The organism is Nonomuraea sp. bgisy101, assembly GCF_057708945.1.
Genome location: NZ_JBYITD010000059.1, coordinates 16,325 through 37,014 on the forward strand (window position 1 = coordinate 16,325; position 20,690 = coordinate 37,014).

The window sequence follows — 20,690 nt, forward strand, 5'->3', positions numbered from 1 at the left end:
CAATCACGAAAGGCAGACCCCCATGCCTGAAGTCTCCCGCCGCACCCTCATCCAGGCCGCCGCGATCACCGGCGCGGCCTCCGCGCTCACCGTCACCCCCGCCCACGCGGACGCACTCTCGATCGCGGCCGACGGCATCACGCTCGTCGCCGAGGCCGACGGCTCGATCCTGGTCCGCGACGGCTCCGGGACCGATCGCCTCAGGATCGGCCACTTCATGATCAAGGACAGCGTGCTCGGGCAGCAGCGCACGTTCGGCGGCACGCCGAGCCTGACCACCGTGGACGGCCGGCCCGCACTCCAGGTCGCCTACAAGATGTCGGCGAGCGCCTCGGCGGTGACCGTGCGCGGCACGTTCACCGTGGCCGCCCGCCGGGCGAGCCTGAGATGGGAGGTGACCGGCAGCGCCACGCTGACGCCCACCGGCTACATGTTCTCCCGCACCCTGATCGGCAACACGGCGCCGGAGAAGTACGTGCCCGCCACGGTCTGGACGAAGGACGCCCGCGGCGGCGTGCCGTACGAGATCAACGCGGGCTCGCTCTACCAGGAGACGTGGGCCGGCACGAGCGCCTACTTCCGGCTGGCGGCCTCCAGGCCGTCGTTCACCAACGCCACCTGGATCCACGCGCCGGCGGACGCGGACGGGGCGACCCGGGTGGAGCTGGTACTCGGCGACATGCGGCCCGGCGCCGCCAACGCCGTGGCGACCGCCGCGCCGCTCGGCGTGGACCTGTGGAGCGACCAGCCCTTCGGCCTCTACGAGCCCGGCGCGACCCTGGCGGTCAACGCCCAGGTGGTCAACGGCGGCGCGGCCGCCAAGCCGGTCACCCTGACCTGGTGGGCCCGCGACTTCGACGGCGCCGTGCTCGGCACCGGCACGCTCAGCAGGACCGTCGAACCCGGCGGTGCGTGGCGGGAGACGTTCACCGTGCGGGGCCCCGCGCAGGGCATCGTGTTCACCGAGGTCACGGCCACCTCGGGGAACGAGGAGGCGTTCGCGCGGACGAACCTGGCCACGCTGAAGCCGTACACCTACCGGAGCGACGGCAGGTTCGGCATCGCGAACTACACCTGGCTGCTCGTCCCGGACAAGCAGCAGGTCGGCCGCCTGATGCAGAAGCTCGGCGTCAACTGGGTGCGCATCGCCTACGACGGCGCGCCGGGCATCCCACCCGCGGAGCTCGACGCGCTGGGCATCAAGCACAACGTCCAGCTCGGCGGGGTGATCTTCAACGGTACGGCGGAGCAGATCGCCGCCTGGGCCGACGACCGGGCGCGGATCGCCACGCAGTCGGGCGCCGCCTACTTCGAGGTGGCCAACGAGCTGAACCAGCCCTGGATGTCCGGGCAGAAGGCGGCAGAGTACGTGCGCGACGGCCTGAAGCCGATCCACGACCGGCTCAAGGACTCCGGCATCAAGTTGATGAACTGCGGGCTGGGCGGCATGGACCACCGCTGGACGACCAACTTCCACGCCGCCGGCGGCTGGGACCTGATCGACGCCTTCGCCTTCCATCCGGGCCGGGGCAACTTCACCGCCGACTACGCACCTCCGCCGGAGGAGTGGGAACAGGGCTCGAACGGCTCCTACTGGAACTTCCTCGGCGCGCTGCGCAAGGCCAGACAGACCCTCGACGAGTACGGCGGCGACAAGGAGCTCTGGCTGACCGAGGCGTACGCCTGCACCCGGCCCAACCACTGGTGGAACGACACCCACCGGCAGGCCGCCGAGAACACGCTGCTGCAGCTCGCGCTCTGCCTGTCGGAAGGCGTGGACGGCGTCAACTGGTACCAGCCCCATGACAGCACCATCCATCACCCGCAAGAAGCCGACCCGAACAACCCCGAATACCATTTCGGGCTGCTGAACCGCGACACCAGCGCCAAGCCCGCGCTGCTCGCGTTCGCGACGGCCACGCGCCACCTGGAGGGCGCGACCTTCAAGCGCTGGCTCACCTTCGCCGATCCCGACCTGAAGGGGCTGCTGTTCGGCACGCCTCGCGGCAAGCTGGCGATCCTGTGGAGCCGCAAGGACGGCTACATCCTGAACCGGGACCACGGCGCCGACCAGTGGTACCCGCACCCCGAGGGCTGGGTGGACCACTGGCCGACCAAGACCACCGTGTCGCTGAAGACCTCAGGGCCGACGGTCCGGGAGATCGACTGCATCGGGCAGGAGCGCACGATCACCGCCACGGGCCGCCGCGCGCAGGTCACGCTGGACGGCGCCCCACGTCTCTACTACGGGCTGGAGCTATGAGATCGGAAACCCTTTCGCACGACGTGACCGTGGTCGGCGGCGGTCTGGCCGGTGTCAGCGCCGCCGTCGCCGCCGCCCGGCTCGGCCGTACGGTCGCCCTGGTCACCAACCGGCCCGTCCTCGGCGGCAACTCCAGCAGCGAGGTGCGGGTCTGGGTGGTCGGCGCGACCGGGCACGGCAAGAACCACCACGCCCGCGAGGGCGGCATCATGGGCGAGCTCTTCCTGGAGAACCAGTACAGGAACCCGCAGGGCAATCCCTACTTCTGGGACACGACCGTGCTCGACCTCGTACGGCAGGAGCCGAACATCGCGCTCTTCCTCAATACCGACGTGCGTGAGGTGTCGTGCTCGGAGGGCCGGATCAGCTCGGTGACCGGCTGGATGATGGGTTCGGAACGGCTGATCACCTTCGCGTCGCCGATCTTCCTGGACTGCACCGGCGATGGGCTGGTCGGCCACCTGGCCGGCGCGAGCCACCGGATCGGCCGCGAGGGGCGCGCGGAGTACGGCGAGCCGTGGGCGCCCGAGGTGCCTGACGACATCACGCTCGGCAGCACGCTGCTCTTCTACACCAAGGACGCGGGCGAGCCGGTCCGCTACGTCCCGCCGAGCTTCGCCAAGGACATCACCACGACGTCGATCCCCGAGCGGCGGATCATCAGGGCGGGCGACAACGGCTGCGCCTACTGGTGGATCGAGTTCGGCGGCGAGCTGGACACCGTGCACGACAACGACCGCATCCGCGACGAGCTGTGGTCGGTCATCTACGGCATCTGGGACTACATCAAGAACTCGGGGAAGTTCGACGCGGAGACCATGACCCTGGAGTGGGTGGGGTCGCTGCCCGGCAAGCGGGAGTACCGCCGGTTCCTCGGCGACCACGTGCTCACCCAGCACGACGTGCTGGGCCAGACCCCGTTCGACGACCGGGTCGCCTTCGGCGGGTGGTCGATCGACCTGCACCCGCCGCAGGGCATGTACGCGAAGGAGGACGGCGCGAAGCAGCGCTACGCCGACGGGATCTATCACATCCCCTACCGGTGCCTCTATTCGCGGAACGTCCCCAACCTGCTCATGGCCGGGCGCAACATCTCGGCGTCGCACGTGGCGTTCGGCTCGACCAGGGTGATGGCCACCTGCGCCACGATCGGCCAGGCGGCCGGCACGGCGGCCGCCCTGTGCGTGGCCGGCGGTGTCCCGCCGAGTGAGCTGGACGTGCGCGACCTGCAGACGACGCTCCTGCGGGAGGACGGCTCGGTCATCGGCGTGCCGTACGAGGACTCCGCGGATCTCGCCCGTACGGCCGCCGCCGCCGCGTCGAGCACGTTGTCCCTGCTCGAGGTGGAGACGTCGGCCGAGACCTGGCCGCTGGCGGCGGACGCCGGGTTGATCCTGCCGGTGGACCCGGCGCTGGACGCGGTCGAGCTCATGCTCGACGCGGCCGCCGCGACCGAGCTGGTCGTGGATCTCTACGACCCGGTGCTGGGCCAGAACTACGTGCCGCGGCGCCTGATCTCCTCGCATGGCGTCGCGGTGGAGCCGGGGAAGAACCAGTGGGTCCGTGTGGAGCTGTCCTTCCAGCCGGGTCAGGCGCAGAACGCGTTCCTGCGGATCCGCGCGAACCCCGATGTCTCCCTTCACGTCGCCGACCGGCCGACCCCCGGCGTGCTCTGCCTCACCCGGGTTCCGCTGCGCCCCCAGGACGAGACGCCGCAGCTGCTGCGGGAGTGGTCCGACGCCGGTCTGCTACGCCGTACCTTCTGCTTCCGCGCCGGCCCGACCGACGCGTTCGCGCCGTCCAGGGCGCTCGACGGCTTCCAGCGCCCGCACGCCGGACCCCACATGTGGGTGTCGGACACGCTGCCCGCCACCCTCGAACTGTCCTGGCCCTCGCCGGTGCCGATCGGCCGCGTCGACCTGCTGGCCGACGACGACGTGAACGAGGACCTGATCAACCTGCACCACCACCGCACGCCGTTCGAGGTCATGCCGACGCTGATCCGCGACTACCGGCTGGAGGTACGGCAGGGCGGCGGCTGGCGGACGGTGGCCGAGGTGCGCGGCAACCGGCGGCGCCGCAACGTCCACGACATCGAGGCGGTCACCACCGACGCGCTGAGGATCGTGGTCGACTCCGGCAACGGGACACCGCACGCCCATGTCGTGGCGGTGCGCGTGTATGAGTAGACGCATGAAGCGTGTCCTGGTCACCGGTGCCGCAGGCCGTATCGGCCGGGCCGTCCTCGACCTGCTCGACCGGCAGGGGATCGCGGCCAACGCCCTCGTGCTGGACGATCCAGGTGACCTGAAGGCCGACCTGGTCGTCGAGGGCACCGCGACGGATCCGCAGGCCGTACGGCGAGCTCTCGAAGGGGCCGACGCGGTCGTCCATCTCGCGGCGATCCCCACCCCCGAGCGGCATCCGGCCGAGGTGGTCTTCGCCACCAACACGCAGGCCACCTACACCGTGCTCGAACAGGCGGGCCGGGCCGGGATCAGGCAGGTGTGCACGGCCAGCAGCACGGCGATCTCGGGGCTGCCGTTCGCCGCGCGCACCCTCCACCCGCCGTACGTTCCGGTGGACGAGGAGCAGCCGTCCCAGTCCGCGGATCCCTACGCGCTGTCGAAGCAGGTCGACGAGCTGACCGCGCAGACGATGGCGCGACGCTACGGCATGTCGGTGGTCGCGCTGCGCCTGCCGTACGTCGGCGGCTTCGACGAGCGCCTCCTCGACTTCGCGGAAAGGTGCGAGCGGGACCCCGGCCTGCACGCGGCCGGCCTGTGGGCCTACCTCGAAACCCGCGACGCGGCCCGGGCGTGCCTGCTCGGCCTCAACCCCGACGGCTTTCACGTCATCACCGTGGCCGCTCCGGAGACCCTGGTCTCCCACCCCACCGAGGAGCTGCTCCGCCGGTTTCACCCCACGACCGAGCTCCGCCGTCCGCTGCCCGGACGCACGGTCCCGCTGAACCTGACCAAGGCCACCGCCGTTCTCGGCTTCAGTGCGGAGCTTCACGTGTGACGCGAGGCACGGAACGCCATCTGATCCTCGTGCTCCGTGAGTAGCTGAACCACTGCAACGGGCATCGGCCGCACCAGTAGCTGGCAGCGGGCGTGGAGATCAAGGTGGTTCAGGAGACGCTGGGGCACACCTCCAGTGCCTCCGCCGCCGATACCTGCGCTTCGGTCTTTCCCCAGGTGGCGATGGCGGCGGCGGAGAAGACCGCAGCGCTGTTGCTGGGCGACGATCAGGAAGGACGGAGTGCACTGAGGCATCTCCGCGCCCAACCGGAGTTGGAGAACGGCCTCGTCTCGCCCGAATCGCTGCAGAATTGGGCTGTTCATCTTGACGCTGGCCCGGTGGGCGCCGCCGGTGCTGCGCCGTCAGGGGCAGTCCTCGGCATCGCCGTGGCTTCGCGGACAGCGGGGGTCCCAGTGAACGCCGTAGTGCATTAGCGAGGTGGTCAGATCGGGGTGAGCGGCGGCCCAGACGTCGTCGAAGAAGAACCACTGCCGGTAGCCGAAGACGTCATCCATATGGATCGACATCTGCGCCATGTGCTCACCCTGCCGGATGAGGGTGCGGTCCGGATCACGGCCACTGGAGGGTTCGAACCCTTCCAGCAGACGCAGAGCGGTCTCGTGCGCCTGCGGGTGAGCGCCATATGTCTCGGGTATCTCCTCTTCGAAGCTCGGCCACCGGTTGCAGCGCTCCAGGGCAGGCCTGATCTCACTCTCGTCCGGGGCCACCAGCGCACGCAGGTGAAGCAACTCACGTGGCCACTCGCCGAGCCTTACATCGGTCGCCCGCAGAGCCTCGGCAAGCTGCGGCAGCCGTACACCGGGAAACGACTTCGGCGGGCAGTATCCGATGCTGTCAATGCTCGCGTAGAAGGTCAGCACGACCGCGTAGGTCACTCCCTCGCCACCCTGCGGTGTGGATATGAGAGCCTCGACCGGCACTGGGGGGATGAACACCTGGTCGGCGGAGGCGGTGCGAAGGGTCTCGGGTAACTCCCAGCCCTCGTGCAGGAGGTAGGCCCAGCGGTCAGGCTCGGACGCCACGAGAGCATCGTCGACAAAGAAATAGGCCAGGTCGACCTCGTCATCATCGGTGAGCACCCGCACGCTGTGCTCGTCGACCCGCAGCTCCTGCTCGACATAGAGATGCTTCTCCAGCAGCTCGCGCAGCTCCCGCATGCTCTCGGGAGCGGGCAGGCCGGTCTCGAAGATCGTGTTGAGGCCGTAGACGTCTGCTCCGAGTTCACGCTCGATCCACTCGTAGGCGTCACCTGCTCCGGCGCCATCCCACACCCTGCGGAACCAATCGAGGACCCTGGCATCGGGAAAGTGCCGCACCAGCTTGCCGAGCGGCCCTTCGTAGAAGCTGCGGTAGACGAAGAAGACCATGGCGCCAACCATCTCAAGTGCCGCCGACAAAACATGCTGAGGGTCGCGGATCGCTTGCGCGCAGACCATGGTTCCTGCGCACGTCCCTGCGTGGCCGAATCGTCCCATCGTCGTTTCACCTGGCGTCCGTGGCGTCGGCCGGCCCTCTTGGCAGGGGCGCAGTGGGCTTGTCCCTACCCAAACCGCATTAGCAGCTCGGATTTTGCCCGTCCCAAGGCGTTCCATATGGATCGATGCGGTTGGGCGGTCCCCCTGGAACGAGGTGATACGGCGGGGAACTGCAACCCACTTTGATCTTTCCTCGTACGACACCTCGCCTCTTGATCATCCCGGAGTCGGAGCCCCATCGGAGAAGGCACGAAGAGGACTATGTGGGTGGCGGCCGATTGCCCCGAGAAGTCCCAAACGGCGGCATCCGGCACAATCACTGGATGTTCGACTTCGGAATCCCCGGGTACCGGGCGGAGTGGCTGAGCGGACGCTCGGCAATCGCCGCCGCTCATGGGAATAGGCTGGCCCGCCTCACCGGCCGGCGACTGACTCGAGCGCTGCTGGTGTGGGACATCGACGAGGACGAGTGGTTCGCAGACTGCCCGGTCATCCTGGACTTCGAGGGCGAACAGGTCGAGATCGAGCACCGGAAGTTCGACAAGCTCTCTATCACCTGGAACACCATCGATCCGGCGGGTTCGCCGGACTGGCCGGACTTTCCCAGTATCGCTCAGAACTGTTCGCCCCGCTGGTCGCTGGTGCCGTCAACGCCGCCGTCAGCCCTTGGCAGCATCGGGCGTGTCATGATCTACACCGTGCCTGCCGCCATGCCCTGAGACGACTGGGCACGAACCGGCCGATCTTCCAAATCAGATAGCAGTTACCGGCGATGACCGCAGCCTTGAAAGCGACTCGGTCCCAGGTCCCGCCGTGGAAGAGCTGGATGGTGTTCCCGATCAAGAGCACAACAAGGACCGCCAGAACCAGGACGTTGACCCACAGACGTTCGGACATCCGTGGCTTCGAGGGGGTGCGGTGGGGCATTTGAGAAATGTATCCAGCGCGAACGCACACTCTTCTCCCTGCCCATTCCTCCCCGCTCCCCGATAGGTGCCAAAGATCGGCGACTCGCGCGCGGGTTCTGTCAAAGGTGGCGCTCGCGCCATCGCGAGCGACTCACCCTTGGGGTTCGCGGGGGTCGATGCTGGCGGCCATGTTCGCCTGCATGTACTTCGGTGGTCTCCGCCCGGCTGCGGCCGCGGGCTCCGTAAAAAGGACTGTCACCTTCCGGCGACTGGATGGGGCCTGCTCACGCTGGAGAAGACCAAGCCGCAGAGCAATGAGCGGTTCACCGATTCGGGGGAGACCTATGACGATCGTGGCCTCAAGCACCGGAACATGAAGGAGGCCCGAGAGGTTCCGATCCCGCCGGAGCTGGTGACCATCCTCCGTGATCACATCGACAAGCACGGCATCGGCGCGGATGGCCGGCTGTTCCGGACCCGCACGGGCGGCCTGATCTCAGGGTCGGCGTACGCCAAGGTCTGGAAGGAGGCCCGGACCTATGCCTTCACTCCCGATCAGGTCGCCTCACCCCTGGCGGCCCGGCCGTACGACCTGCGGCACGCGGCGGTCTCTCTCTGGCTCAATGCCGGAGTGCACGCGCCGGAAGCGGCCGAACGGGCGGGGCGCGGTGTGGATGTGATGCTGAAGGTCTACGCCAAGTGCATCGACGGCCAACGTGATGTCGCCAACCAGCGGATTCTGGATGCTCTCGCAGTGTGAGACATCGCAAGAACACTGAGCACACGAAGGGTCTCGGATCGCACCGGGACCCTTCGCCGTGCATGGAGGCGATCATCGGTCATAGATGCGGTGATGCCACCATCCGCCGAAACGACCTGGATGGCGATGCGGTCGGGGGTCGGGGAGCGTCCGGCTGTAGAACTCTTCGTCCAACCTCGCCACGATCCGTGAAAGCTCTACTCTGGCTGAGTGTTGGAGGCGTCGTAGGGCGAATTCCAGGGTGTCCCGGGCCTCTACCGGGTCGCAGAAGGGGCAATCCCGTTGGGGCAGGTAGAGATAGCGGCCGGGCCGGCGGAGGAACTGTCGGTATGCGGCGAGGGCTCCTGCAACGGACCCGGGTCCTAAGTACTGGTGCTCGTACTCGATGCGGGCGATGGCCGCATGGGTCCGGACGGAGACGTCGGGAACCTTGGGGAGCGGGCGGTGGCTTCGGCGGTTCGCCGCCAGGTGCGCGCGCAAGGCGCTTGGCCGTCTACGCGGCATCGGCCTTTCGTGTCGTCATGGACCGCATGGTGCCATACCGCGACAGCGCGGACCACGTCGCGGTGTGCCCGAAGGACTCGGAACCGTTCCACGAACCTCCGAAATCCTCGGCTCCACCTGGGGAAATGTGTCCAAGGGCATTCCGCTTATGTTCCGTGACCGCTTGCGTGCGGCTGCATCCGACTGCCTGCGGTGTCCGCCTGTGACGCGTCCTGACGCCCCGTTCCGGGACGGACGAGCACGGACCGAGCACGGCTGACCTACCCATTCGGGATTCGACCGTGGTCGTTGGGTGTCCCGCTCGGAACCCGGGGCTCCGCGGCGGCCACGGTGGAGCCGTCGGCGACCCACTGAGCGGGCCAGATGATGCCCGCAGTGCGGAGTCGGTGGTGGGACGGGACCGATCGGATCCCATGAGCGCGGACTTTGTGATCAGCAGAGGGCGTCGGGCCGGGTGTCAAGCGCGCGCCGCATGTGGGAGATGAGAGCCCGTGCCGCAGGCGTGGCCGGCTCCTGCGACCTCCATGCGAGTACCAGCCGCCCGGTCAGCCGCGGCTGGTCGAGGGGGACGGCACGCAGGATCTCGGCGTTCTTGCGGACCATGGGCTCCGGCAGGACGGCGACGCCCAGCCCCTTCGCGGTGAGCTGGATGAGGAGGTTCACGTCGCTGGCTTCGAAGGCGATATGTGGTTTGATGCGCGCGGCGGCGAACGCCTCATTCATCGTGGTGCGCATGCCGGTGCCCTCGCGCAGGCATATCAGCGGGCGTTCGGCGATGTCCTGCAGGGTGAGGCTCGTCCGCCTGGCGAAGGGGTCGTCGTGCGCCACAGCGACGACGAGCGCGTCGGCGGCGATGGTGTGCAGGCTGATGTCCGGCGGGGTGGTACGGCCGAGGCCGAGCACCGCCAGGTCCAGCCTTCCGGCGCGCACTCTCTCGATCATGCCATCGGTCGTGTCCTCGGTCAGCGTGATCTCCACTGCCGGATGCCGCAGGTGGAAGCCGGTCAGCAACTCCGGCAGGTCGATCAGCGAGGCGAGCGAGGACGAGGTGCCGATGGCGACACGGCCGCGCACGAGCCCGGCGAACTCGTCCACGGTGCGCCGGGCGCCTTCGACGGCTGACAGCGCGGCCCGCGCGTACGGCAGGACCGCGGCTCCGACCTCGGTGAGGCTGACCGTGCGGCCGGACCGGTCGAACAGCGGCTGGCCGAGCTCGCGCTCAAGCTGACGGATCTGCGCGCTCACCCAGGGCTGCGCCACGTGGAGCCGCTCGGCTGCCCTGGTGAAGTTGGCTTCCTCGGCGACAGCTACGAAGTAGTCGAGCTGGCGCAGTTCCATAAGGATTCAGTCTAGTGATGAGACGAACCAGCTCTTGGACCTATGACCCCTCTCTTCGCGACCATGGCGTGGGCCTGAGAACCATCAAGGGGGACACATGACCAGATGGCGTGAGAATCCGTGGGCGATCCTCATCACCCTGTCGCTGGGGTACTTCATGACGCTCCTCGACCTCACCATCGTCAACATCGCCGTGCCCGACATCATGAACCGGCTGGGCGCCTCGCTCGACCAGGTGCTCTGGGTAGGCAACGCCTACATCCTCGTGCTCGCCGTGCTGCTGATATCCGCGGGCCGGCTGGGTGACCTGCTGGGTAAGAAGACGCTCTTCATCGCCGGCGTCCTGCTCTTCACCATCGCCAGCCTGGCGTGCGGGATCGCCCAGAATCCCGGGCAACTCATCGCCGCCCGCGCCGCCCAGGGCCTCGGCGCCGCCCTGCTGATACCGCAGACCATGTCGCTTCTCATCGAGACGTTTCCGCCGCAGCGCCGTGGTACCGCGCTCGGTGTGTGGGCGTCCGTGGCCGGCATCGCGACCGTGGCGGGGCCGACCCTCGGCGGCCTGCTGGTGACGGCGCTGGACTGGCGCTGGATCTTCCTGGTGAACCTGCCCGTCGGCGTCATCGTGGTGGCCATGGCGGCGGCGATCCTGCCCCGTCCGGCGCGTACGGTCACCCACAGGTTCGACGTGCTCGGCGTGCTCATCGCCTCAGCGGCGCTGTTCTGCGCGGTGTTCGCGCTCACGGAGGGGCAGAATTACGCGTGGAGCGGGTGGATCTGGGGGCTGTTCGCGGCGGCTGCCGTCCTGATGGCCGTCTTCCTCGTCCACCAGAGCGGCAAGCAGGACCGCCAGCCGCTCGTGCCGTTCGCGCTGTTCCGAGACCGCAACTTCGCGATCCTGAACGGCGTCGGCGTCGCGGTGTCGGTCGGGATGGTCGGCCTGATGCTGCCGCTGACCATCTACCTCCAGTCCGTACTCGGCTACAGCGCGCTCAAGGCCGGGCTCGTCGGGGCGCCCATGTGGGTGATGACGATGCTGGTCTCCCCGTTCGCCGGCCGGCTGTCCGACCGGCTGGGCGGCAAGACCGTACTGATCACCGGACTAGCGCTGTACGCGATCGGCGCCACCTGGATCCTGGCGATCATCGATGTCGGAACGGACTGGACCGCGTTCCTGCCCGCGTTCGTCGTGGGCGGCATCGGCGCGGGTGGGGTGTTCGCGCCGATGGCCACCGAGGCGATGCGCGGCGTGCCACCGCGCCTGGCCGGCGCGGCCTCCGGCGTCAACAACACCATCAGGCAGGTGGGTTCGGTGCTGGGCGGCGCCGCCGTCGGCGCGGTCCTGCAGAGCCGGCTGGCCGGCACCCCGGACACCGAGGCCGCCAGGCACGCGTTCGTCGAGGCCATGGGGCCGGCGCTGTCGGTACCCATCCTCGCCGTGGTGGCCGGCGCGGTCGCCTGCCTGTGGGTTGGCGGACGGCGGGGTTCCGGCCAGGCCCCCGGTGATGGCCCCGACCAGGCCGCGGCCCCGGATTCCCGGGAACCGGCCACGCGCCGAGCCGCCGCCTCATGGGCACGGGCGAAGTGACCGCCGAACCCCTCCCGCCCCGCGAACGGCCGGCACACGCCGCGGCGATCGTCCGCTGCGAGAAGAGCACGAGTGATCATTCTGCCGCGGTCGATCCCCTCCAAGACCCGAAGCGGGCGCACGCCAAGAGGAGCCCGCGAGCCGGATGACCCGTGTCGATGGCATAGCGGCAGGACGGAGTTTGCGGCAGGGCAAAGCTTCTTGACGAGCGACGAGCTCGGACCGGTCAACGCCGCCAGTTCGGTCACGGTGCCTGGGGGAAGGTCGGGTCAGGCTTCGCGTACCACCTCCCGCCACTTTCACTTTATATCGGATGAGCGCGTCTCATGAGGTGCCGGAAAGTGGTCCATACTTGCCGCCGTTGCAAACCAACTCGACGAACGAGGGAGCAACGGAATTGGGCTACGTGCTGAGTTTCGAGCAATTCGACTCGACGAATATCGCAGACGTCGGCGGAAAGGGGGCACACCTGGGCGAGCTCTCGCGAATCGATGGCATCCGTGTGCCGGACGGCTTCTGCGTCACGACGGACGCCTTCCAGCGGGTCGTGGCCGAGGCGCCGTCGATCGATGCACAGCTTGACCTGCTGTCGCGCGTGAAAGCGGACGACCGCGCGGCGATCCGCACCCTGAGCGCCGATATACGCCGCGTCATCGAAGGCGTTGCGATGCCCGGCGATCTTGTCGCAGCGATCAGCGAATCGCTCGCCCGGCTCGGGGATCAAGCCTCCTACGCGGTGCGTTCCAGCGCGACGGCCGAGGACCTGCCGACCGCATCCTTCGCCGGCCAGCAGGACTCGTACCTGAACATCGTGGGCCTGGCGGCGATCCTTCGGCACGTCCGGCGGTGTTGGGCCTCGCTGTTCACCGAGCGGGCAGTGACCTACCGGCGCCACAATGGCTTTGACCACCGGAAGGTACGGATGGCCGTGGTCGTACAGCGGATGGTGTTCCCGGACGCGGCCGGGATCCTCTTCACCGCGGACCCCGTGACCTCGAACCGGAAGGTCGCCACCGTGGAAGCCGGTTGGGGGCTCGGCGAGGCGCTTGTCTCCGGTCTGGTCGCCGGGGACGTCTACACGGTGCGCGGCGACCGGGTCGTCATCACAGAGGTCGCCACCAAGCCGCGGTCCGTCCAGGCGTCGCCGGGAGGCGGTACCCAGGAGACACCAATCGAGCCGCAGCGGCAGACGCAGCCGGCCTTGAAGGATGCACAGGTCGTGCGCCTGGTGCGGCTGGGTCGGCGAATCGAAGCGCACTTCGGCCAGCCCCAGGACATCGAATGGTGCCTGGTCGGCGACGACTTCCACATCGTCCAGAGCCGGCCGATCACCACCCTGTTCCCCATCCCCACGACCGATGACCAAGAAAATCATGTCTACCTCTCCGTCGGTCACCAGCAGATGATGACCGATGCGATGAAGCCGCTGGGGCTCTCCTTCTGGCAGCTGACGACGCCACGGCCGATGCACGAGGCGGGCGGACGGTTGTTCGTCGACGTAGCCGCCGCCCTGGCGACGCCCGCGGGTCGCGCGAGCCTCCTCGAGACGGTGGGGAGGTCCGACCCGCTGATTCGGGACGCGCTACAGACCGTCCTCGACCGCGGCTTCCTCCGCTCGCTTCCGGACGAAGATTCTGGCGGCGCCGCACCCGCCGGTGGCTCACCCGCCCCGATCGAGACCGATTCGGCCGTCGTCACCCAGCTGGTCCGACACAATCAGGCGTCCGTCGCCACCCTGCGGCGCACGATCCAGGGTCTGTCCGGGCCGGCGCTGCTCGACTTCATCCAGGCCGACATCGCAGAGCTGAGGCGCGTCCTGTTCGATCCGCGGAGCTTCCAGGTGATCATGGCGGGGACGGAGGGGACCTGGTGGCTCAATGACCACCTGGAGGCGTGGCTGGGCGAGAAGAACGCGGCCGACGCGCTCACGCAATCCGTCCCCCACAACGTCACGTCGGAGATGGGGCTGGCGCTCCTTGATGTCGCGGACACGATCCGGCCGCACGCGGACGTCGTGGCGTTCTTGCACCATGTCGTGGACGAAGGCCGGCAGGGCGACGGCTTCTTGAACGAGCTGGCCGGGCTGGCCGGCGGACGGGAAGCACGTGACGCCATCCGGGGCTACCTCGACGAGTACGGCATGCGCTGCGCGGGCGAGATCGACATCACCAGAACGCGCTGGAGCGAGCATCCCGCCACGCTCGTGCCCACCATTCTCGGCAACATCAAGAACTTCGAACCGGGTGCCGGCAAGCGACGCTTCGAACAAGGACGCCAAGAGTCACGACGGAAAGAACAGGAGCTGCTGACGCGATTGCGCGCCCTACCCGACGGGGAGCAGAAGGCCGAGGAGACCAAGCGGATGATCGACCGCGTCCGTACCTTGGCAGGATATCGGGAGTACCCCAAGTACGGCATGGTCAGCCGCTACTTCGCCTACAAGCAGGCGTTGCTGCGGGAAGCCGATCGCCTCGTCCGGTCCGGCACCCTGCGCGAGAAAGAAGACATCTTCTTCCTCCGGTTCCAGGAGTTGCAGGAAGTCGTGCGCACCAACGACGTGGACGCCGAACTCATTCTGGAAAGGCGGGAGGCGTTCCGGTCGTACGAGGCGCTCACACCGCCCCGGGTCCTCACCTCGGACGGCGAGGTCATCACTGGCCGGTATCGGCGTGACGACGCCCCGCCCGGCGCGCTGGCCGGGCTCCCGGTCTCGGCCGGGACGGTCGAGGGCCGTGCCCGTGTCGTCATGGACATGGCGCGGGCCGACCTTGAGGCGGGCGACATTCTGGTCACCGCCTACACCGACCCCAGCTGGACCCCCCTGTTCGTCACCGTCGCCGGACTGGTGACGGAGGTAGGCGGCCTGATGACGCACGGGGCGGTGATCGCGCGGGAGTACGGCCTGCCGGCCGTCGTGGGCGTGGAGCAGGCCACCCGGCTGATCCGGGACGGGCAGCGTATCCGCGTTCACGGCACCGACGGGTACGTCGAGATCCTCGACTGAACCGTCGCATCGGACCCGGGACCGCCAGACAGGGCGCGGATCGTCATCGGTGCCGGATCGGTGCGACGATCTTGCACTGGCATCGCGACCTCGTGGCGCGGAAGTGGACCTTCACCGACAGTCGGCGCCCGTGTCGGCCTTGCACCCGCCGGCCGGTCAAGGCGCTGATCGTGCGGATGACGCGGGAGAATCCGACCCGGGGCATCGGCGGATCCAGGGCGATTTGGTCCGCCTGGGCTACACGATCGCCCCCTCCACAGCGTGGGAAATCCCGCACGCCGCCGGTATGTGGGCTGGTCTTCACTGAGCACGGTACCCGGCGGCTGCGTCTGGGTGGGTGAGCGCGCAGCCGACCGCGGTGTGGACGGTGCAGCCCGTCAGCGGTATGCCGCTGACGTGATGACGTGCAGATCCTCAATCTCAGTCGACGGAAGGCCGGATCGAACGCCGCAGAGTGCTCGGTGGCGCGATCAACGAGTACCGCCGAGCCGCATGATCCAGGTGGAGTAACCCCAGCTCAAGCCGTACATGCGAGTTTGAGGCACGACAGGTCATGATCGTGTCCGACCTCTGATCGTTTCCCGTCGATCGGGGCGCTGCGAGCTCCAGGCCGACCCGACAGCGACGAGGACGACGATGCTGATCAAGGCCAGCGGCGCTTCCGCGGACTCCCGCCCGGAGAGCTCCATCGCGTTCCCCAAGATCTCGCCGGCGCCGTGGAAGGCGAAAGCGGTCGCGCCACAGCCGAAGACGAGCCCGGCGACACCGACGACAGCGGTGACGATCTTGCCGACGTTCGCCGGCAGGAACCGCGCGAAACTGGCGCACACCAAGCCGACGAGAACGACATCGGCAACGGCGGCGATCATTACGGCGACGCCGAGTACGGCATCGTGGTACCCGTATTTCTCGAACTGCTCCCACGTTCCGCCGGGATCAGGGAGTCCGGCGACGCCGAGCGCCGTCAGGACCGCAATCGCCGACATGAACACCATCGGCGCGGCAACACCAACGGGCGGCCACTTCTTCGACTGGATCGGCAGGATCTTGGTGTCGCGCCGCACGCGGACCGTGGTTGCTGGCTGCTCACTCGCTATGTCACCTGCCATGGCCAGTGCTTCGTCCACCGTCGGCCTGCGGCCCGGGTCCTTGTCCAGTAGCCGGGTGATGAGCTGCGTGAGCGGCCCGGTTCGTCGCGGCGCCGGGGCCTCCTCCAGTAGCACTGCGGCCAACGTCGCTTCCTGGGTATCGCGGCGAAACGGTGAGACGCCCTCGACGGCCTGGTAGAGCGTCACGCCGAGGGAGAACAGATCCCCGGCGGGAAGGCCGTCGCTGCCGCGCAGCCGCTCGGGCGCCGTGTACTCCGCCGAGCCGATGAACATCCCGGTGGCGGTCAGTGCGGTGTCGGTGGAGTGGATCGCGGTCCCGAAGTCGGTGAGCAGGACCTTCCCGTTCTCGTCGAGCATGACGTTGGCCGGTTTGATGTCGCGGTGCACGACACCTTCCCGGTGTGCCGCGCCGATCGCCGTCAGCAGTGCCACGGCGACTGCGATGGCCCTGCCCACCGGAAGAGGTCCGTGCTGCTTGACGTGCTCGTCCAGCGAGCAGCCGTCGACCAGTTCCATGACGATCCAGGGAAGGCCGTCGTCGATGACGACGTCGTGGATCGCGATGATGCCGTCGTGCTTGCGCAACCGGGCGGCATTGCGGGCCTCGCGCGTGGCGCGCGCCAGCCGCTCGGCTCGTCCGGTTTCCGGCATCCCCGGCGGCAGTTGCAGTTCCTTGATCGCAACGTCCACGTCGAGGGTCAGGTCGCGAGCCCGCCAGACCCGCCCGAAACCACCGGACCCCAGCTCGGCGGCCAGCCGGTAGCGACCGCCGACCACGTCACCGGCCAGCCTCGAAGTCATGCCCCGTCTCCCACCATCGCGCTTGGCACGAACAGTTGATCAGGGTACAAGCCACCATCATCGGTGCATGCTCGTTTCGCTTCACCTGGTACGCAATACGAAGGCGGCGGTCATCGCGCATTGTCTACAGGCGGTGACCCCGGCTGGTCCGCTTCACCCGACCGAGCATGCCCGGCGAGACGCCCGCATGGCGGCCATCAGCCTTTCCATCGATCAGATGGACGCCATCCGCCGCAGACTCTCCGAGCCGCCGCACCGCTGAGGATCGACGCAGCGGTCAGGCCTCATAACTCCAGGCCGCTCCGCTGTGAGCCCTTCCTGACCCGGTCGAGGACGATTTCAAGATCATCCGACGCGACCGCCTCGGCGGGCTGATCCACGAATACGCGCAGGTCGCATGGGATGGTCGAGTTCTTGGCACCCACAGGGTGCCACGTGCGTGGGGAAGCGCCATGCCCGGACGCCGTCGGGCGGCCGGAAGGCAGGATCGGCGGACCGGGCAGCGGGCTACGCGTGGCGGGTGGACTGGAGGTGGTCGATGCATCGCCCCAGCAGGGTGACGAGCGTGTCCCGCTCCTCCTGGCTGAACTCGGCGGCCAGTCCGCGCTCGACCCGCACCGCGCGGGTGTCGGCTTCGGCCAGCACCTTCTCGCCCTTCTCGGTGAGCCGGGTCTCCAGGATGTTCTTGTGCCACTCATGCGGGGAGCGCTCGATGAGGCCGCTCTCCTGGAGGTTTCTGAGCACAGTGTTCATGGTGGGGGCGGTGACCGCGCAGGCCCTCGCCAGCGCCGCGGCTGAGATGCCGGGGTTGTCGGAGAGGTGAAGGAGTGCCGCGTACTGCGGCACCGTCAGGCCGGTCCCCTTGAGTGCGGCGCTCTTGGCCGCGCTGAGCGCTTGCTCGGCGCGCTTGAGGTGGCTGCCCAGGCGCTCGGGAACCGGCATCGAGGTCATCTTCGCATGGTAGCGGCCTCATGCGCTCGCCTGTTGACGAATATTAGAGCTCTAATTATCATATGTGTTCATTCAAAGAATAGAGAGCTATCAACCTCAGGAGCGACGCATGCCTCCCCTTCGCAAGACCATCGCAGCCGCGGCCCTCGCCGCCCTGACCTGCGTGGTTCCCGCACGGGCCGACACGGCAGGCACGGTCGTGGTCGTACCCGCCCATCCCCAGGCGGTGCCCGCCCACGCCCCGGCGCACGCGCGGATCTCCCCGGCGTACGAACTGCCGGGCGAGCGGGTCTACCCCGAGGGCATCGCCGCCGACTCCCGCACCGGAGACCTCTACGCCGGCTCGTACACCGACGGAACGATCTTCAAGATGACGCCCGGCGGGCGCGCGGCCTCGGTCTTCCTGCCGGCGGGCGCGGATGGGCGCGACACCGCCAACGGCCTGAAGGTTGACCGCCTCGGGCGCCTGTGGGTGACGGACTCCACGACCGGCGTGTCCGTCTACGACACCCGCACCCGCCGGTTGCTGGCCGCCTTCGAGGTCGAGGGGCGGGACCCCCGGTTCGTCAACGACGTCGCGATCACCCCCGACGGCACCGCCTACCTGACCGACAGCGTCCGCGCCGTGGTCTATCGCGTCACGCCCGACCAGGTGGCCAAGGCGAGCGGGCGGTCCGCCCCCCTCGAGCCCCGCTACGACCTCAAGGACGCGCTGGAACCGCACGAGCCGAGCGCGTTCACGCTCAACGGGATCGTCGCCGACCCCTCCGGACGCTTCCTGCTGACCGTGGACCTGACCGGGGGCGACCTGTACCGGCTCGACCTCTCCTCGGGCGCGATCGGCAGGGTCGCCCTGCGCGGCGGCGACATGAAGTACGCCGACGGGCTGGAGTTGCGGCACGGCACGCTCTGGGTGGCCCACAACGTCACCGACACCATCACCCGGTGGCGGATCGCCGCGGACGGCACGTCGGCCCGGATGGAGCGACGCGTGACCGACGATGCACTGCAGTTCCCGACGACGCTGGTGCGCAGCAGAGGAACGCTCTATGTGGTCCGTTCCCAGTTCGACAAGGGCGGTCCGGTCGGCGAGGGGACGCCCCAGCGGCCCTTCACCATCGCCTCCGTGCGGGGCATCTGACCGGCGCACCGGAGGCCGGCGGACGGCCGACGTCCGCGTAAGAAACCGCCCAGAGCGCCGACTCAGGCCCGGAGGAACTCGGCGATTGGCTCCGCCGCTGATCATGCCTGCGACGACCGGTTTTCGGCGGATGGACCGCTGGTCGTTGAGGTCGGTCACGTCGCGGGTGGGCTGCGGTGCGGTATCCGGGGGACGTTGGTTCCAGGCTTGGTGCGGCCTGTGCCCGTTGTAGTGGATCAGGTACGCGCGGAGCATGAGGGGGTTCGCTGAGGATCAGGATCCGGTCCAACAGTTCACGGCGCGCTTCAGGAAATTGAGGTCAGTCCGATGCGAGAGTGCACCGCCTCAAGCCAGTCAGCGGCCATGTCCGTTTTCGTTATGCGGCCGATCAACGCCAGGGTCGAGCTGATGCTCTCGTCCTCTTCCACGGGGTTGCCGTCGCCACTGACCTGGAAGCGCAGCCCATCCATCAGGTGATCGAGCGCGTGCGGGTCGCTGCCGTGCTTGGAGTCGGGCCAGGTGGGCCGGAAAGAGGCGATGGTGTCCCCGTCCCGGATGTACTTGAAGCTGTCATGGCCGTTGACGTCCATGCTGAAGCTGAGGGCGTGACGGCCTCCTTCGGTCAGCGACAGCAGGAAAGCGTCGTCGGAACGTGCCGGCATGATGCCCGTCCAACCTCCGGCCTCGGCTACCCAGAGAGAACCGTCGTCGCCGTTGTGGTCGAGGATTTCGCTCAGGTGGCTCGGGGTGCGGGCGGAGAGGTCCAAGGAGAAGGCTTGGGCGAGGGTGCCGAGATCCGCTCCCTTGATCCAAAGGGCGCTGAATCCCAGCGACCACAGGTCCATGTCGTGATCGAGTTCTTCGGTGAAGAGAGTCGAGACCAGAAGGTCGTGCAGGTACGTCGGCGACCGCATGATCACCTCCCGATTGTCGGTGCGCCAGGAGGGGGCATCCCAGAGGATGCCCCCTCCTGACTGCGGAGTTATGACGGTGGCGTGCCGGTGCGGATTCTGACCCAGAAGGCGTTGGACGGCCAGTTGCCCGCGCCGCCTTCATGGGAGCTCGAGGTGAAGACGCGATAGCGGGAGTAGAAAGCCCCCAGATCGCGTCCGGCGGCCTTGTTGTGCGCCGTGTAGCACGCCGTCGGGGGCGAGTTCGCTGTTCGCCCGCCTGGTCAAGGGGGCCCAGGTGGTCCAGGCGCCGTTGAGCCGGCGGCAGTGGCGCGGGCGCGCCGGCGGACCTTCCATCCGTCGGTGAGTTTCCCGGACGGGACGAAGATGCCGGTGTAGTTGCCGGAGGCGACGGTGGTTGTGGTGGTGCCGGTCCAGATGGCTCCGGTGCCTTGGCTGGGGACGGCGGGGTCGTGTTGGACCTCGACGGTGAGTGTCATGGGCCGGTCGTCGGGGTCGGTGACCTCGGCCCGGAACTCGGGGGTGAGTGTGGTGGTCGCGTCTGCGGTGTTGGTCGGCCGTACGTATTCGCTGGCCACCGTCGGTGAGTTCGGCGGCGGTGGGAGCTCCTTCGTGGCGAACGAGCAGGTGTGCAACGCCATCACGTTGCCCGCGTCATCCTTGGCGCCGGTCACCTCAACCGTGTATTCGGTGCGCTCGGCCAGTGGCTGAGCGGGCGTGATGGACAGGACGGTCGTGGAGTCAGCCCCTGGCGCAGGTTGAAAGGCCCCGGCGACGTGCTCCATCGGCAACGGCAGCATCGCCTCGTCCGGGTTGGCGACGCAGCAGGGAACGGTCCGCCTCGCCCTGGCCCGCTCATCCGTGCAACCGAAAGGACGTCTTCCGTGTCAAG

The 20,690-nt window shown here is 68.3% G+C and carries 15 protein-coding genes; 9 read left to right on the top strand and 6 right to left on the bottom strand.

Going from position 1 to position 20,690, the window contains the following annotated elements; genetic code table 11:
• Positions 1-22 precede the first annotated feature (22 nt).
• From AC3EO4_RS52520 to AC3EO4_RS52530, 3 genes are read left to right on the top strand one after another with little or no spacing between them, the layout of a single operon-like run.
• Positions 23-2,263: a hypothetical protein gene (locus tag AC3EO4_RS52520; protein WP_431903845.1), complete on the top strand. Its 2,241-nt coding sequence runs from the start codon at positions 23-25 to the stop codon at positions 2,261-2,263.
• Positions 2,260-4,452 (top strand): FAD-dependent oxidoreductase, encoded by a 2,193-nt coding sequence (locus AC3EO4_RS52525; RefSeq protein WP_431903848.1) that lies wholly within the window; start codon positions 2,260-2,262, stop codon positions 4,450-4,452. Before AC3EO4_RS52520 ends, AC3EO4_RS52525 begins: the two co-directional genes overlap by 4 nt.
• Positions 4,453-4,456: 4 nt before the next feature.
• A complete protein-coding gene (locus AC3EO4_RS52530; RefSeq protein WP_431903850.1) occupies positions 4,457-5,287 on the top strand; it encodes an NAD-dependent epimerase/dehydratase family protein in 831 nt (276 codons plus the stop codon).
• 362 nt (positions 5,288-5,649) lie between these two features.
• Here AC3EO4_RS52530 and AC3EO4_RS52535 read toward each other — a convergent pair whose 3' ends face one another.
• Complete coding sequence (locus AC3EO4_RS52535; protein ID WP_431903852.1) at positions 5,650-6,783, bottom strand: hypothetical protein; 1,134 nt, start codon at positions 6,781-6,783, stop codon at positions 5,650-5,652.
• A gap of 323 nt (positions 6,784-7,106) precedes the next feature.
• Here AC3EO4_RS52535 and AC3EO4_RS52540 point away from each other — a divergent pair, with 323 nt between their 5' ends.
• Together AC3EO4_RS52540 and AC3EO4_RS52545 are read left to right on the top strand one after the other, a co-directional pair.
• The gene (locus tag AC3EO4_RS52540) at positions 7,107-7,502 is read left to right on the top strand and encodes a hypothetical protein (protein WP_431903854.1); all 396 of its coding nucleotides are present in this window, start codon (positions 7,107-7,109) and stop codon (positions 7,500-7,502) included.
• A 274-nt stretch (positions 7,503-7,776) separates the two neighbouring features.
• A complete protein-coding gene (locus tag AC3EO4_RS52545) occupies positions 7,777-8,451 on the top strand; it encodes a hypothetical protein (protein ID WP_431903856.1) in 675 nt (224 codons plus the stop codon).
• 936 nt (positions 8,452-9,387) lie between these two features.
• On the opposite strand, the gene AC3EO4_RS52550 is transcribed toward AC3EO4_RS52545, so the two are convergent.
• The gene (locus AC3EO4_RS52550) at positions 9,388-10,293 is read right to left on the bottom strand and encodes a LysR family transcriptional regulator (RefSeq protein WP_431903859.1); all 906 of its coding nucleotides are present in this window, start codon (positions 10,291-10,293) and stop codon (positions 9,388-9,390) included.
• A gap of 97 nt (positions 10,294-10,390) precedes the next feature.
• Between AC3EO4_RS52550 and AC3EO4_RS52555 the strand changes: the two genes are divergently transcribed.
• Together AC3EO4_RS52555 and rph are read left to right on the top strand one after the other, a co-directional pair.
• Entirely contained in the window at positions 10,391-11,881 is a 1,491-nt protein-coding gene (locus AC3EO4_RS52555; protein WP_431903861.1) for a DHA2 family efflux MFS transporter permease subunit, read from the top strand.
• Positions 11,882-12,287: 406 nt separating this feature from the next.
• Positions 12,288-14,885 carry a rifamycin-inactivating phosphotransferase gene (gene rph / locus AC3EO4_RS52560; protein WP_431903895.1) on the top strand — a complete coding sequence of 866 codons (2,598 nt, stop codon included), beginning with the start codon at positions 12,288-12,290 and terminating at the stop codon, positions 14,883-14,885.
• A gap of 551 nt (positions 14,886-15,436) precedes the next feature.
• On the opposite strand, the gene AC3EO4_RS52565 is transcribed toward rph, so the two are convergent.
• Positions 15,437-16,795: a serine/threonine-protein kinase gene (locus AC3EO4_RS52565; RefSeq protein WP_431903864.1), complete on the bottom strand. Its 1,359-nt coding sequence runs from the start codon at positions 16,793-16,795 to the stop codon at positions 15,437-15,439.
• A gap of 67 nt (positions 16,796-16,862) precedes the next feature.
• Between AC3EO4_RS52565 and AC3EO4_RS52570 the strand changes: the two genes are divergently transcribed.
• Positions 16,863-17,057, top strand: a complete 195-nt coding sequence (locus AC3EO4_RS52570; protein ID WP_431903866.1) for a hypothetical protein — start codon at positions 16,863-16,865, stop codon at positions 17,055-17,057.
• 245 nt (positions 17,058-17,302) lie between these two features.
• Here the strand turns inward: AC3EO4_RS52570 and AC3EO4_RS52575 are convergent, their stop codons facing one another.
• The gene (locus AC3EO4_RS52575; RefSeq protein WP_431903869.1) at positions 17,303-17,746 is read right to left on the bottom strand and encodes a MarR family winged helix-turn-helix transcriptional regulator; all 444 of its coding nucleotides are present in this window, start codon (positions 17,744-17,746) and stop codon (positions 17,303-17,305) included.
• Between the two features lie 109 nt (positions 17,747-17,855).
• Here AC3EO4_RS52575 and AC3EO4_RS52580 point away from each other — a divergent pair, with 109 nt between their 5' ends.
• Complete coding sequence (locus AC3EO4_RS52580; protein ID WP_431903872.1) at positions 17,856-18,887, top strand: SMP-30/gluconolactonase/LRE family protein; 1,032 nt, start codon at positions 17,856-17,858, stop codon at positions 18,885-18,887.
• Between the two features lie 305 nt (positions 18,888-19,192).
• Here the strand turns inward: AC3EO4_RS52580 and AC3EO4_RS52585 are convergent, their stop codons facing one another.
• Positions 19,193-19,801, bottom strand: coding sequence for a DUF6461 domain-containing protein (locus tag AC3EO4_RS52585; protein WP_431903897.1), 609 nt, complete (start codon positions 19,799-19,801; stop codon positions 19,193-19,195).
• A gap of 260 nt (positions 19,802-20,061) precedes the next feature.
• Positions 20,062-20,598: an Ig-like domain-containing protein gene (locus tag AC3EO4_RS52590; RefSeq protein WP_431903874.1), complete on the bottom strand. Its 537-nt coding sequence runs from the start codon at positions 20,596-20,598 to the stop codon at positions 20,062-20,064.
• Positions 20,599-20,690 lie beyond the last annotated feature (92 nt).